The sequence below is a fragment of the Oceanicella actignis genome (assembly GCF_008124525.1).
Taxonomy (GTDB): domain Bacteria; phylum Pseudomonadota; class Alphaproteobacteria; order Rhodobacterales; family Rhodobacteraceae; genus Oceanicella; species Oceanicella actignis.
This window is the reverse complement of record NZ_VNHJ01000005.1, coordinates 215,654-229,371: the sequence shown is the minus strand read 5'-3', so window position 1 is coordinate 229,371 and position 13,718 is coordinate 215,654. Positions and strand designations below refer to the sequence as shown.

Here is a 13,718-nt window from a genome sequence, read left to right as displayed (position 1 = left end):
GCCGGGTGCTCGAGCGCCAGCGCCTTGATCTTCTCCACCGTCTCCGGCGGGGTCGTCTGCGGGTGGCTCTTGTGGATCGGCGGCAGGTCCTTCAGCCCCTCGAAGCCGTGGGTCTGAAACCGCCGCCGCCATTCGTAGAAGCTGGTGCGGTCCATGCCCCGCCGCCGGCATGCCTCGGCGACGTTGCCAAGCTCTCTGGCCAGTTCAAGCACGCTCAGGCGCTGCTCGGCCACCTTCGTCGCCGCGTCACGCGACCCGCGCTTCTTTGCTGTCAATGATTGTCCCATGAGATGGTCCTCCTTTCCCTGTATCGCACGGAAAGAAGGTTAAGGGAACAGATCAGCTTGCGCTTGGAAAGCTGTCGGTTGACCGGCTGCCGGTTCAAGGTCAGCGCGATGACCGAAAGCCCGTAGGCCCAATGCTGATGGGCCGCCGCCCGTTGCAGGCCCACGGCGTAGCAGATCTCCTTCCAGCGTTCGCCATGCGCCTTCATCCAGACGATCTTGCCGTCGATGGGCTCGAGGCAGGACGCCCAGGTCAGCGTCTCCTCCATCCGGCTGATCGCCTGCGGCGAGGGCAGCACGCGCATCTGCTTCGGCTCCTGGCCAACCTTGTCGGCAAAGCTGTGGACGATCTCGGGCCAGGTCGAGAAGTATCCGCGCCGGCGCGGGTCCGGGAGCCGTCGCAGGACCAAGGCCGCTTCCGCGAGCCGTTCCTCCACGAGGGCGGGTGTCCAATGGGTCATCGTTTGTCCTCCGTCTTGTCGAGGCGCGCGCCGTAAAGACGCTCGCCGAGTTGCCGCACCAGTTCACGCTCAGGCCAAGTAAGCCGTTGGTCGTCAAGGGAAACTGCCAGCAGGCCCTGCTCCCGCCAGCCGTCGCGCTTGACCTCATCGGGATCGCGTCGCCGCCCGCCATAGCCCGGCGGTGTGAAGCGCATCGCCTTCATGCCAGCCCGCCCTTGGTCTCGATCGCCCACATCAGGATCGCGATGGCATCGGCCTCGTTGTCGTCGGCCGGACTGAAGCCCCGGGCGCGGGCCGCGTCGATCATGGCTTGCTTCGGCGCATTGCCCTTGCCGGTGGCGTGGCGCTTGATGGTGCCCACCGGAACGCCCTCGTAAGGCACGCCTCGCAGTTCGGCCCATGCGGTCAGCGTGGCCATGAGCCCGCCGTAAACGTGGGCCGCGTCGGTGCCCGCATGGCGGCGGACTTCCTCGAACCAGATCGCTTCCACCGGCCCCGAGAGCCGATCGATCTCAGTCAGCCAGTTGGTGAAGCGCAGATAGCGCATGCCGCCGCCGTCGAAGCGGCCGGGGCGGAAGCTGACCGTGCCGGTGGTGATCAGACCGTCATGGCCGAGCAACGCCCAGCCTGTCGTGGTGCCCAGATCGAGGGCGAGGATGGTGCGTGACGGCGGATTCAGGGTTGCGCCCGGCTCGGTGCCGGACAGAGTCGTATCAGCCATGGGTGGTCTCCTTTTCTGGTGGCTGCTCGGGCGGAAGACGACGGCGGTTGATGCTTGGCGGTACCGGCCGCCGTCGTCGGATTGGGGTTCAGGGAAGGTCAAAGCCCACGCGCGCGGATGCTCCGCTCCGTATGGATGGGGGCCAAACCTTCAGGTTGGCCCCCATACGGAGTATGGGGGTTTCCACTCTTCTTCATCGGATCCTTGCAAGTCTCTGTTTTCACGTTTCTTTCTCCCGTTTTGGATGACAAAGGGGCATGACAGAGGCCTTTGTCATCGTCATCGCCAAGTTGTTGATTTCATTGGATTCATGACAAGGCATGAGGATGACTAAGGCCTTTGTCATATGACGAAGTCACTCATCGAGCCCCTCCGGATAGACCCAGACGGCGGGGTTCTCGACCTCCCTGGCGCGCCCGGAATGGGGGCATTTGAAATGAGTCGGCAGGACCGGTTCACCCTCCGCCAGGACCTCCCCGGTCTCGGCATCGACCACCGGATCGCGGCCAAACCGCATGCCCTCCACGCAGAGGTAGCCGAAGTGTGATCTTGTGGCGGGGTAGCCATGTTCGGCCAGGTCGCGACGGAATTTCACGAAGCCCTTGGTCGCCAGCACGCTCAGCCGGTCGCGGATGGTGTATTGACTGCCCAGACCGTGCTGGTTCTCGAAGGCCGCCCCGAACTGGGTGGAGGTGTAAAGCCGCCCCTCGGCCGCTTCGTCGAGCAACAGGGCAAGGATCACGTCCTGTTTCCGCACGCGCTCGGCATCGAACTTAGCGCCCTGTTCGGCGCGCACGAGCCGTTCGTTCATCGGGTTGACCTCGACCCAGGCCCCCTTGACCTTGTCGACGAGCTTGGGCTTCAGCGCGGGGCCGTTCCTGAGCTCGATCTCCAGCTTCCGTTCCGATGCGTCCTCGTCCGGCCGGTGCAGGATCAAACCCGTCGTGTAGAAACCCCTGAGCGCGCTGGCGCCGGAGAGCGCCAGGAAGGGATCCTCCTTCACCTGGTGTTTCGACAGCTTCTTGGTGTGGTGGACGAGGATCACGCCGCAATCCGGGTTGACGTGGTCGCGCAGCACCTCGACGCGGTCCTTAAGAAAGAACATCATCGCGGCGTTGTCGTTCTCGCCGCCGCCGTCTGGCCCGCCGTCGAAGAGGTTGCGGATCGGGTCGATGCAGAGGATGTCGAGCGGATCGTCGGGGAACGCCGCCCTGATCGCCGCGGCCACGCGGGCGCTGCCCTCGGCATCGAGCAGCATTTTCAGCTTCGGGGTGACGACGAGGTTGTCGCGCGCGGCGGCGATCAGGTCCGCTGGCAGGCCGATCTGCTGCATCCGCTCGCGCAGGTAGTGATACTGGATCTCCGCCTGCAGGTAGAAGATGCGCAAGGGCCGTGGAGGCGTGAAACCGAGGAAAGCCACCCCGGCGGCCATGTGCACCAGCAATGCGATCAGCAGATCGCTCTTGCCCACCTTGGGCGCGCCGCCCAGCACCAGGAGGCCGCCCGGCGTCAGCACGCGGGGGCCGATCAGGTCGGCGGGCATGGGGCTCTGGTCGTCGAGCAGCTGCCCCAGCGTGAAGCTGGGCATCTCGTCCGGCACCGGCGCGGCGCTGTCCAGCCGGACCAGCGGCGGCCCGTGGCGCTCGACATGGCGGGCCCAGAGGCGTTCGGATTCCCGTTTGAGCCGTTCCACCGGCCACTGCGGCCGCAGCATTGCCGCATTGTAGCCGCAGATCGCCTCCCAGCCCTCGTTCTTCGAGAGGCGGCCTTCATGGACCAGCCGGATGAAATACCCGATGGCGGCGGAGGCCCCCTCGAAGCGCGACCAGTCGTCGGTGCCACCCTCGCGCACCGGGGTGACCAGCACATCCTCCACGGCGGGCTTGTCAGTCGTGGCAAAATCCGGCGTAAGGTTCACGCCCGGCGCGGGCGGCATGTCGGCCACGGCCTCGGCGAACTCGTCGAGGTCGCGTTCCAGCCCGGCGTTCAACTCCACGATCCGCACCAGCGTCTTGAGGCCGTTCTTGTAATGGACCGAGCCCGCCACCCGGATCGGCTGATGCGCCGAGCGGAAATGCATGTCGCCCCCGACCTTGGCGGCGATGTCGCCGCGCAACCGGCAGAGGCGCCGGATATCGTCGCCCTCGGCGGGCTCGGTGAGCTTCCACCAGACGTGGGCCTTGTGCTGGCCCTCGGGCGTGATGCCGCCGCTTTCCACCACCATGGTGGGCGGGCCGAGATGGCGCTCCAGATGGGCGCGCTTGGCGGCAATGTCGCCGCTGTCGATGTCGACGACCACGGCCTGCATCTGCGCCACATCGGTAGCCTTGGCCTGGCCGGTTTCCGCGACCGTGCCGGGGATGACGTAGACCGCGGCCCCCTCGCGCGCGGCCCAGTCAGCGAAGATCGCCATCTTGCCGGGCGCCGTATCGTCGGCCGCGATCCAGATGTTATGCGGCCGGCCGTCGATCCCCTGGCCCTTGTCGATGAAGCTGCGCACCGGGATCAGCCCGTCGCAGTAGCCGAACACCACCTCCATGAAAGAGGCGATCTGCTCGGGGTCGGGTTCGTCACCGAACGGGTCGAGCATAGGCGCCGCGTCGTTGAAATCGCGCCAGGGGTTGAAATGGACCAGGTTGGCCTCGGGTTGGTCGGTCGTGCTGTCGTCGCGCATGTCGGTGTCCTCGGGTGGTTCGGGCGGGTCCTTGGGGGCGTCGCTCATCCGGGCAGCCCCCAACAGCGTTCGGCCCAGGGGCAGAAGCGGCACTCGTAGAAGTCGCGGTTCCGGGCCACGCGCGGCAGCAACTCGCCCGCGTCGGTGGCCCGCAGGATCCGCACCGCGCGATCCGACATGCGCTGCGCGAGTTCGGCGTCGAAGGGCACGAGCTCGTGGTGCAGCTCGGCCGTGTCCTTGTTGATCGCGGTGAAGAGCGCCGGGTTGGCCGAGAGGCCCGGCACGCTCGCTTCCATGTAGGCCTGGTAGAGCGCGATCTGGGCGGCATAGACGGGCTTCGCCACGGTCACGCCCTTGGCCACAGTCTCGCGCCAGTTCTTCGCGTTCATCGTCTTGCATTCCCAGAGAGCGGGCGTGCGCAGACCCATGGCGGCGGGGGCGCCCATGACGATCCCGTCGACATGGCCGCGGATGCGCCCGCCGGCGACCGAAAAGCCGAACTGGCCGCCGTCGCGCTTCCGGGTGACGAGATCGAGCCCCGCGGCGCGCAGCCACTTGACGGCGAGATCCTCGAGCGCATGGCCAATGGCGAAGATGCGCAGCGAGCGGCCTGAAAACTCCTGGCCCTCGTCCTTCGGCGCATGGGCAAACTCGAACTGCAGCGCCCGCTCGCAGGACTGCCCCAGGCGGGAGGCGCCGAGATAGTCCCGCGGTGGGGTCGCGGCGCGCTCCGCCTCGAGGGCGGCGTCGACGGCGGCGTTGATGCGTTCGGCGATGCCCGGTCTATGGTTGAAATCCAGCGTCAAAACGGCACCTCCGCCTTTTGGGCGACGCGGGACATCTCGGCGCCGTAGCCTTCCAGCACCTCCTCGATCAGGGCCGTGACCTCGGTCTCGGAGAGTTCACAGAGGCGCTTCTGCCAGCCGATATCGCCCATCAAGCGGCCCAGCCGCTTCATCACCAGTGCGATGGCGAGACGCTCTTCATCGGTCGTTCCGATCATGGTCAGTCCTTTCCTGTGACGGGCCGCGAACCACTGCTGGCAGGGCATCGAGCAGAACCAGCGGTGTTTGCGCGGGCGCGGTTTGTCGGGATCGAAAAAGCCGAAGCCCTGCGCGGGGCGCAGGCAGACGGCGCAAAGGTGGAAACGCGGATGCCAGAGGCGATCACGGCCCGGTCGATCCGAAGCCGCTGCGGGCGGGGATGGGACTTGCGCGACATGGCTCACGCGGCCCTCCGTTCCGGCGTGGCGGCGGCCTGGACAAGCTGTTGGATGGCGCGCCTGTTGAACCGGAAGGAGATCAGCGCCGAGGCGTGGTAGCGGGTGAGCCCGTAATCCTGCCGCGCGCTCGGTGGCAGGTATTGCAGCTGCTTCTCGGTCGGCGCCTGCCGCAGCCAGCCGCGGGTCTTGAAGGCGCTCTCATCGCTCTCATGCGCGTTCAGCCAGTCATCGGCCTGCGCAAGGCAGACCGCGCGTTCGCCGATGCCGAGAAGCCGGGGCTGGGCGCCGCGCCGGCCACCGACCGCGTACCAGAGCCCGTCCAGCCAGAAGATGCCGCCCCAGGCGGTGAAGCCCGTGGCCATCAGCGCCGCCTCGTCGCCAAAAAGATCGACCCACTGGAAACTCGACCGCTTCAACAGGTCGATTTCGGTCATCACGAAGCCCTCGAGCGCCTCGCCGCCGGCCTCGTCCTTCGGCTCGACCAGCAGCGCGCCGCAGAGCGGGCATTCCCGCGCCGCCAGCGGGATCTCGGCCTCGCATTCGGGGCAGGTCTTGGTGGGCGCGCTGCCGCTGGCCTCGCGGCCGTCGAGGTCCACGTCCTGTTCCAGCGTGCCGTGCATCAGGCTCGACGTCCCGAAATCCAGCACCACGCAGTCGGTCTTGACGACGCCGGGATGTTCCTCGGGATCGACGGTGCGCAGGCCGCGCCCGACCATCTGGATCATGGTCGACTTGCAGGATGAGGGCCGCAGCAGGATCACGCAGGAGGTTGGCGGGTGGTCGAAGCCCTCAGTGAGCACGGCGACGTTGACCAGCACGGCGATCTCGCCCGAGGCATAGGCGGCGAGGATGTTGCGGCGCTCGTCGGAGGAAAGCTCGCCATGGATCAACCCCGCCGGAATACCCGCCGCGTTGAAGGCCTCGGCGACGTGGGCGGCATGGGCGACGGTCGAGCAGAAGACGATGGTGGGCCGCCCGGCCGCCTTCTCGCGCCAGTGGCGGATCACCTCGTCGGTAACAGGGGCGCGGTCCATGATCTCGGCGACCTCGGTCATGTCGAAGTCGAGGGCGGTCTTGCGCACCTTCTGCAGCTGCGCGCGCAAGCCCACGTCGATCACGAAGGTGCGCGGCGGCACCAGGTGGCCCGAGGCGATCAACTCCCCCAGCCGGACCTGATCGGCGACGTTGTCGAAGACCTCGCGCAAACCCTTCCGGTCCCCCCGGTTGGGCGTCGCCGTGACGCCGAAGATGCGGGCCTCTGGATTGGCGTCCCGCACCCGGTCGTCGATGCGGCGGTAGCTGTCGGCAATCGCGTGATGCGCTTCGTCGATCACCAGCAGGTCGAGCTGCGGCATGGCCTCGAGATTGGCGGGGCGGCTCAGGGTCGGGGCCATGGCGAAGGTGACCTGGCCGGACCAGTCCTTCGTGACGGCATCGACCACCGAGGTGGAGATATCGGGATTGACCCGGCCGAACTTCTCGCGGTTCTGGGCCGTCAGCTCGTCGCGATGGGCCAGAACGCAGGCCTTGGCACCGCTCTCGACCATCTTGCCCGCGACGGCCGACAACATGATGGTCTTGCCCGATCCGGTCGGTGCGATGCCGAGTGTGTTGCCGTGGGTCGAGAGCGCAGCGAGGCTGCGCTCCACGAAGAGTTTCTGGCGGGGACGAAGGCGCATGGGCGTGCCCTCACTCGGCCCAGGACGGGCGGCCCGGGGTTGCCGGGGCGGTGGGTTGCCGCGCGGTCGAAGACTGCGGCGCAGGTTGCGCAGGCGGCTGATAACCGTGCCCTGCCGTCCCCATGATCCGGGCATAATCCCGATGTTCCGGCGTCACCGCCGCGCGGATCTCGTTCTTCTCCTCGCCCATGGCGTCGGTGCCGACATCGATCCGGGCGACGAACTCCAGCCCGTCGAGATCGGCAAAGCCGCCGATCCGTCGCGCCGCCTGCGCCTGGGGCGACTGGTCCTTGTCGGAAATCCCCCGTGCCGAGTTCAGCATGCCCCGAATGAGGCTGCGGCCCATGTTGGCCCAGTCCGGCCCCTTGGGGCTGTAAAGGCCAATCAGGGTGAAGATCTTGCGCCGGGCATATTGGCCTTCGAGCACGGTGAACTCGCCGTTGAGATAGACCGCGCCGGTCGAGCCGCGGGTGGCATAGCCCCCGGTCCAGCCCTGCGAAGGGTCGTCGAACCCGCCGGGCCGGATGGTCAGCCGCACCTTGGCAAGCGTGCCCTTGGGGATGAGGTTGGCATTGGATTGCGCGTCGTTGAAATCGTTCCACAGGCCAGACATGGCATTGATCCTTTCAGTTTCAGGGATCGGTTTGAGGGGTGGTGGCAGGCGCCGGGATCGCGGGCGGGTCGATCACCAGCGGGCGCGCATCGAGCGGCAGCGGCTGGTGGATCTTGTCGATCAGGCGACCCAGATCGGGGGGCTCGAGCATCTCCAGCCGACCGGAGCGGTCCTTGGCCGGATAGCCCCAGGGGTTCTGGGTCTGACAGACGAAGACCCGCCGCGGCTCGCCCTGCTGGTCGGGCAGCGAGGTCAGCGTCAGCACCTCGTCGACGATGCCGGGCAGTTCCAGCCCGGTCTTGGAGCCCTCGATCTGCGGCACGAAGTGCTTGCGATTGAAGTCGTCGAGCTTCTCGTCGAGGATTCCGACGAAGATCACGTTCTTCGCCCGCGTATGCTGGAGGTGCGTGAGCCAGCCGATCATCTCGCGCCCGTGCAGCCCGTAGGCGCCGCGCACGTCGGGCTTGCCGGTCTTGTCGGAATGCGCCTCGGGCTGGCCCTTGCACCACTGGAAGCAGAGCCGCCCGGCCACGGTGATCGAGTCGACGAAGATCGTGTCGTACTTCTCGAGCGCCGCCGGATCGCCGAACTTCCTGCAGACGGCATCGTAATGCGCCTGGCTGTAGGGCTGATCCTCGCGCAGGGCCGGGTTGGGCCCACCGATGAACACCGCGAAGTCCCGGCATTCGGTCCAGGTGCGCGGCCGGATCGTGTCGATGGCCAGCCCCTCGACGGCGAGATCACCCGCTTCGAGGTCGAGAAACAGCGTCGTGCTTGCCTTGAGGGTGCGCAACAGCGTGGTCTTGCCCGCGCCGCTGGCTCCGAAGATCGCGGCCTTGACGCCGCGCATCTCGGCCAGCCGCTGATCGGCGGTGATGATGGGGAGGGTCATTGATCCGCCCCTTCCGGCTTGATCTCGAGCTTCAGCGCACCCGGCCGCACGGTGCGGGCGGGCTCGAAGCCGGCGCGGATGGCCTCGGGCCAGGCAGCGTATTTGCGCTCGGACACCTTGTAGGTGACATCGACATATTGGGCGGGATCGTCGCCGGCAGCGCGGATGCGCTCCACCATGGCGGCGAGCTGCTCCTGGTCCCAATCCACCCGCTTGGGCAGGTCAGCCACCACGGTGAAGTCGCCATCGGCGATGCGCACGGTGCCGGTGTCCTTGCCGCAGGCGCGGCGGGCCTCGGCGGCACGCGAGCCGTAGCGGACATCCAGCGCGGCGTTGAACCGGGCGCTGACGGCGCGCATCTGGCGCGCGGCCTCGGCGATCTCGCGCTGCAGGACGGCGAGCAGCTCGACCGGCAACTCGGCGATCTCTCCGGTGGGCAGGTTGAGCAACTCGTCGATGCTCGGGCTGTTCTCGGGGTATGGCATGTTGATCTCCTGTTGGGGGAATGGGTGTCAGGCGGCTTCAAGCAGCCGCATGGAGAGCGACGCGCCGGGCGGGCCCGGCCTGGGGCGGGCGATGGCGATGTAGGCAAATTCGTCGGGGCCGAGCCGGGTCTGCACGAGATGGACGAGCCCCTGGTCTGCGGCGCGCATGGCCGCGGCCGCCACCCGTTGCAGGCTGCGCTGCTGCTCGGACGAGAGCCGCGAGACGACCGAGGTCGCATCTACCGCGAGGAAGCCTCGGTGATAGACCAGCGTCTCTCCGGGCTCGGCCTGCGCGATCCAGGCGCAAAGCCCGACCTCGTCGAGCCCGGGGCCATTCAGCCCGTGAATCGGCACCACCTCGGCCTCGGTGATGGGCGACAGGCGGCCCATCATGCCGCTCCCGGCGCGGTTTCGGCGGTCTGTTGCAACTGGCCCTGCTCGAAGGCGATGATGTCCTCGAGCCGGTAGACCACCCGGCCGCCGATCTTCATGTAGGCCGGGCCTTCACCCGCCCACCGCCAGCGTTCCAGCGTGCGGTGGGAAATGGTCCAGCGCCGGGCGAGTTCCTTCTGGTTGAGACAATGTGGTTTCCGCATCGTGCTTCCCCTCGTTGGTGGCTTCGAGGAAGTGATGCCAAATCCCGCTGGGGGATGTCGTCAGGATCAGCGGGGGATGCGGAGGGGGATCACTTGCGCCTTGCAGGCGTGGGGTTTCCGGTCAGGTGGGGGATGGGTGATCCCCCACCATCCCCCAGCCGATCCCCCTTTGGCGCGATCCGCGAGTCGGACCGTGAGGGGAAGCGGCGACTCAGTCGACGTTCAGCCGATAGCCGCCCTTGCGGTCCGAGCGGATCAGCTGACGCCAATTCTTCTTCGACTTGAACACGTCCGCCATGCGTAGGCTCTTCGAGCCGGCCATGCTGAGGATCGCCTTGCCGTTCTGCCAGGGCTCGCCGGCCTGCGCGGCCGCATGCAGTGCGCGCACCACCTCGGCCTGGATCGGGCCGAGCTTGAAGCGGTAACCGTTGCAGCGTACGTCCTGGTAGTCGGCGGAGGCGATGAAGGTGTTCTCCTCGCCTGCTCCCGAACGACCGGAGAATCCGGATTGAATCTCAAAGCGATCTCGCTCATCCCGCCGCAGCAGAAGATCCCCGATCAGCACCAGAACCGGCTCAGCGCCGTCCTGCACGACCGCGTAACCGGCTCGGTCGGTGCGGAACGCTCTCACATGGATCTGGCCACAGCGGAACAGCTGAAAGACGTCCTGCGCGTGCAGATCCAGCAGGCCGTTGTAGCGGGTTTGCTCCCACGGCACAGGGAAATACTCCCCCTCCGGCGTCTCCTCGAAATCGCCGAACTCGATCGGCACGCCGAACACCCGCACCGACAGCCGCAGCCTGTCGTTCTCGGCAAGATAGATAAGGTCATCCTCGCTGATCGACCAGCGCTCCAGGATCTCGGGCAGCGTGAAATACAGCTTCTCGATATGCATCCGCGCCCTCCGAATCCCGCCCCAATTGTTTACCCTTTGTTCCTATTCTCTTGACGCCTCGCGATCAGTCCTGTTTTATCCTATTTGATCCACAACCCGCTGGGGACAACATGACCTTGCATCACACACTGGCCGACCGCCTGAGGGCCCGCGCGCACCAGCTCGGGCTCAGCCCCGCGCATGTGGCCGAGATGGCCGGGGTAAACCGCTCCTTCGTCTACGACATCCTGCGGGGCCGTTCGACCCGTCCGAACGTCGAACGCCTCGGCGCGGTTGCAAAGGTGCTGAAGGTGGAGCGCGACTGGCTGATCCATGGCATCGGCGATGTCGAGGGCACGCCCCCCTTCATCGAGAACCCGGACGAGGCTTTCGTTTCCATCGCCCACGCGAGCCCGCGCCCGTCCATGGGCGGCGGCGCGGTGGTGCAGGATCACGAGGACAGCGCCGGACGCGCCTATCACTTCCGCCGCTCCTGGATAAAGGGCAGCCTCGGCGCCAGCCCCTCGCAGCTGCGCATCATGCATGTGGAGGGCGACAGCATGGCGCCGACGCTTCTCAGCGGCGACACGGTGCTGGTCGACATGGCCCGCCGCACCCCCAACCCGCCCGGCATCTTCGTGCTGGACGACGGCATGGGGCTCGTCGCCAAGCGGCTCGAGCACATCCCCAACAGCGACCCGCCCGCGGTGCGCGTGATCTCGGACAATCCCGTCTACAGCCCCTATGAACGAACGGCCGGCGAAATCCACATCGTCGGCCGCATTCGTTGGTTCGCGCGGGAGATTTGAGGTGATCGCGTTTCGGGAGATCGACGATGCCGACCCGGCGCTTACGTTCTCGCCGCTGGTGCGCGGGATCGAGAAGACCTTTGTCTGGATCGGAGAGCATGGCGGGATCCCCCTGACGTCGTCCAAGGCATTCGAGCGGGTGTTGGTGCACTGGGCGGCGGCCGAGTTCGACTGGCCCGGCCATACCGAGGCGGATCTCTTCGCCGTCAACAAGGTGCTGAACGAATGGGATTTCCCGCCGCTTGAAATCCTGCACGGCCTGATGATCGCGATGAAGCTCGGACGGCACTACAAGGGCGCGTTCCGGCTGACCAAGGCCGGTCAGGCGCTGGTCGGACATCCCGGGCGGATCTTCGGCACCGTCGTCCCGTTCTTCCTGTACCGCATCAACCACGCTAGCCTGTCGCGCTTCGACGAAACGCCGATCCTCGGCAACTGGGATGTGTTTCTGAACGTGCTGAATGTCGAGACCGAGGACGGCGCCACTGGCGGCCACCTCCGCCGCGTACTCTTCGGCGAGCCGGAGGCAGGGCCGCTTCCGCGCTATGACGACGTGATGGGCCAGCTCTACATCCAGGTTCTGCGGCCGCTCTGCTGGGCGGGACTACTGCAGCAGGAGCACGGCGCGGCCGGCTATCGGTTCGAGGAGGCGGTGTTCATGAAGACGCCTTTGTGGCGGGCGGCGCTGCGGCTGGAGACGGATGGCGTAGCACGTGGGGCGGCGCGGTTTTGAGCCCGCCCACGGCCAGTTGATACCAGCAAAATGAATTGTCCAACGGCGTGAATTGACCGCAGCAGGTCACCAATCAAAATCCTCAATGTCTATGGCTTCAGGAACTCGCCTAGCGAGAAAGACGCCACGAAATTCCACATCCGGAACATGCCTCGAAATTGCAGTAACCATTGCCCTAAAATGACAACCTGTAGTCAAGACGTCATCGCATATGACAATCCTGCTTCGACATCCATCCTGCAGCATTTCTTCGTTCACAGTATAGAGCTCTGCCAAATCATCAGGTGTAGGTCGCACGTCTGTGTCGTGTGCAGCCACCGTGTTCGTTGACTGCTCTACGAGAGGCCGGATATCAGGTCGGTAGTCGTGTTGATTGAGCACGAGACCAGCGAAAACGTCGAGCATTTGCTGCATCCGGTCGTCATACATTGGATCGTCCTTCCGTTTGGATGGAGGGACCGGGACAAAGGTGAAATCGCGAAGGTTCGATGAGCCGATGGCCTTGAACAGGGCTGTTGCGGCTGCGCGGATCATTTTTCCCTTGTACTTCCATTGGGGAGTTCCGCGTCTATCCATCGGTTTTTTGAAGTTTATGATTAAATTATTGGTGGCACTGTAGGAAAATCCCTTTCGTGCGGTATATTCACCAAGGAAAAAGCAAGCATCTTCTTCTTGCAAGTAGTAGTGATCGCCTCGCGTAAGCGCATCAATTTTAGTGAGTCGGTCCGGGAATGAGCTGTTGTCTGATGTCATCGTAATCCCGGACGCGGATAGCCCCGCGTTTCTCATAAGTGTGCGGCCAGGTCAGTTTTGGATTTCGAAAGCAGCTATCTAAGATGAATAGCTTACGACCCTGCTTGAGTGCAGCCCGAGCCTGAACAAGAGTTCCAGAAGTTTCGCCGGCCTCAACGATAACCGTGGCATCGGTCAATGCTGACATGGTCACATTCCGCGCTGGAAAAAAGTGACGATTAGCAGTTGGGTTCGGAGCTCGCTCGTAACGGGCCACCGGAACCTGACTTATCAAAAGATGGTCCCGCGCGATCTCCTCCTGAAGCTTCGCATTTTCCTTTGGGTAGGTTCGCGAAAGAGGTGTTCCCAATACTCCAATTGTACGCCCACCTTCACGAATTGCCGTTGTGTGGGCAATCGCATCAATACCAGCAGCGAGCCCAGATACTATGGTGAAGTTATCACTTAAGAGAGATCGTACGAGTCGCCGTGTGCGCTTCGCACCGTCTTCAGACGGATTACGGGTCCCCACAATTGCTATTGAACGGGGTGAGTTAACTAGTTCCCACCAGCCCTGATAATACAATAATTCTATCGGATACTCTGCATCCCTAAGCCGTTCAGGGTACTCACCAGCGCCATGGATGCGCACACCGTAATGTCGAATCCCCGCTGAGAGCAAACGGTTATGGACGGAATTTGCATATTCCGTTGCACGCGAGCGAGCGATGAAATCGGACGGCACTGACCCTGGCGATTTGGCAAAACGAGCGGCAAGGGTCTTGAAGCTTGCCCTGTCCTGGTCCCAGAGCGCCTCGTATGCACCTAACTCGACAAACGGCGATACTGCTCGTGAAGCAAAATCGAGTTCTCCGAATTCGAGTTGTGTCATGACTCCCGCCCTTGCTGGCGAACCCAGCATTATGGAACATTTTGGGAACTT

At 65.0% G+C, this 13,718-nt stretch carries 18 protein-coding genes; 2 read left to right on the top strand and 16 right to left on the bottom strand.

The features are described from left to right. The 14 genes from LY05_RS09460 to LY05_RS09395 form a co-directional block, all read right to left on the bottom strand. The coding region (locus LY05_RS09460) for a helix-turn-helix domain-containing protein (protein WP_148922972.1) at positions 1–287 on the bottom strand (287 nt) is incomplete at its 3' end. Next, on the bottom strand, positions 272–745 hold the full coding sequence (locus tag LY05_RS09455; protein WP_211356309.1) for a DUF6362 family protein: 474 nt from the start codon (positions 743–745) through the stop codon (positions 272–274). The genes LY05_RS09460 and LY05_RS09455, both read right to left, overlap by 16 nt. Next, the gene (locus tag LY05_RS09450; protein WP_428842401.1) at positions 742–948 is read right to left on the bottom strand and encodes a hypothetical protein; all 207 of its coding nucleotides are present in this window, start codon (positions 946–948) and stop codon (positions 742–744) included. Before LY05_RS09450 ends, LY05_RS09455 begins: the two co-directional genes overlap by 4 nt. Beyond that, positions 945–1,466 (bottom strand): crossover junction endodeoxyribonuclease RuvC, encoded by a 522-nt coding sequence (locus LY05_RS09445; RefSeq protein ID WP_211356308.1) that lies wholly within the window; start codon positions 1,464–1,466, stop codon positions 945–947. The genes LY05_RS09450 and LY05_RS09445 overlap by 4 nt, the downstream gene beginning before the upstream one ends. Positions 1,467–1,821: 355 nt before the next feature. Beyond that, on the bottom strand, positions 1,822–4,140 hold the full coding sequence (locus LY05_RS09440) for an AAA family ATPase (protein WP_249041923.1): 2,319 nt from the start codon (positions 4,138–4,140) through the stop codon (positions 1,822–1,824). Between the two features lie 44 nt (positions 4,141–4,184). Further along, a complete protein-coding gene (locus tag LY05_RS09435) occupies positions 4,185–4,946 on the bottom strand; it encodes a PD-(D/E)XK nuclease family protein (protein WP_148922970.1) in 762 nt (253 codons plus the stop codon). After that, entirely contained in the window at positions 4,943–5,368 is a 426-nt protein-coding gene (locus LY05_RS15390; RefSeq protein ID WP_249041922.1) for a DUF6511 domain-containing protein, read from the bottom strand. Before LY05_RS15390 ends, LY05_RS09435 begins: the two co-directional genes overlap by 4 nt. After that, positions 5,365–7,041: a DEAD/DEAH box helicase gene (locus LY05_RS09425; protein WP_148922969.1), complete on the bottom strand. Its 1,677-nt coding sequence runs from the start codon at positions 7,039–7,041 to the stop codon at positions 5,365–5,367. The genes LY05_RS15390 and LY05_RS09425 overlap by 4 nt, the downstream gene beginning before the upstream one ends. Before the next feature lie 10 nt (positions 7,042–7,051). Then, complete coding sequence (locus LY05_RS09420; RefSeq protein WP_148922968.1) at positions 7,052–7,654, bottom strand: hypothetical protein; 603 nt, start codon at positions 7,652–7,654, stop codon at positions 7,052–7,054. Positions 7,655–7,673: 19 nt separating this feature from the next. Next, complete coding sequence (locus LY05_RS09415; RefSeq protein ID WP_148922967.1) at positions 7,674–8,546, bottom strand: ATP-binding protein; 873 nt, start codon at positions 8,544–8,546, stop codon at positions 7,674–7,676. Beyond that, positions 8,543–9,031: a hypothetical protein gene (locus LY05_RS09410; protein WP_148922966.1), complete on the bottom strand. Its 489-nt coding sequence runs from the start codon at positions 9,029–9,031 to the stop codon at positions 8,543–8,545. Before LY05_RS09410 ends, LY05_RS09415 begins: the two co-directional genes overlap by 4 nt. A gap of 27 nt (positions 9,032–9,058) precedes the next feature. Continuing rightward, positions 9,059–9,424 (bottom strand): hypothetical protein, encoded by a 366-nt coding sequence (locus LY05_RS09405; protein ID WP_249041920.1) that lies wholly within the window; start codon positions 9,422–9,424, stop codon positions 9,059–9,061. Then, positions 9,421–9,627 (bottom strand): helix-turn-helix transcriptional regulator, encoded by a 207-nt coding sequence (locus LY05_RS09400; RefSeq protein ID WP_148922965.1) that lies wholly within the window; start codon positions 9,625–9,627, stop codon positions 9,421–9,423. The genes LY05_RS09405 and LY05_RS09400 overlap by 4 nt, the downstream gene beginning before the upstream one ends. 211 nt (positions 9,628–9,838) lie before the next feature. Further along, positions 9,839–10,522: a hypothetical protein gene (locus LY05_RS09395; RefSeq protein ID WP_148922964.1), complete on the bottom strand. Its 684-nt coding sequence runs from the start codon at positions 10,520–10,522 to the stop codon at positions 9,839–9,841. A 110-nt stretch (positions 10,523–10,632) separates the two neighbouring features. Between LY05_RS09395 and LY05_RS09390 the strand changes: the two genes are divergently transcribed. Beyond that, positions 10,633–11,310, top strand: a complete 678-nt coding sequence (locus LY05_RS09390) for an XRE family transcriptional regulator (protein ID WP_148922963.1) — start codon at positions 10,633–10,635, stop codon at positions 11,308–11,310. Position 11,311: 1 nt separating this feature from the next. Continuing rightward, a complete protein-coding gene (locus LY05_RS09385; RefSeq protein ID WP_148922962.1) occupies positions 11,312–12,043 on the top strand; it encodes a hypothetical protein in 732 nt (243 codons plus the stop codon). A gap of 66 nt (positions 12,044–12,109) precedes the next feature. Here the strand turns inward: LY05_RS09385 and LY05_RS09380 are convergent, their stop codons facing one another. Further along, positions 12,110–12,796: a hypothetical protein gene (locus LY05_RS09380; protein WP_170258935.1), complete on the bottom strand. Its 687-nt coding sequence runs from the start codon at positions 12,794–12,796 to the stop codon at positions 12,110–12,112. Continuing rightward, a complete protein-coding gene (locus LY05_RS09375; protein ID WP_148922960.1) occupies positions 12,756–13,667 on the bottom strand; it encodes a DNA-processing protein DprA in 912 nt (303 codons plus the stop codon). The genes LY05_RS09380 and LY05_RS09375 overlap by 41 nt, the downstream gene beginning before the upstream one ends. Between the last annotated feature and the right edge of the window lie 51 nt (positions 13,668–13,718).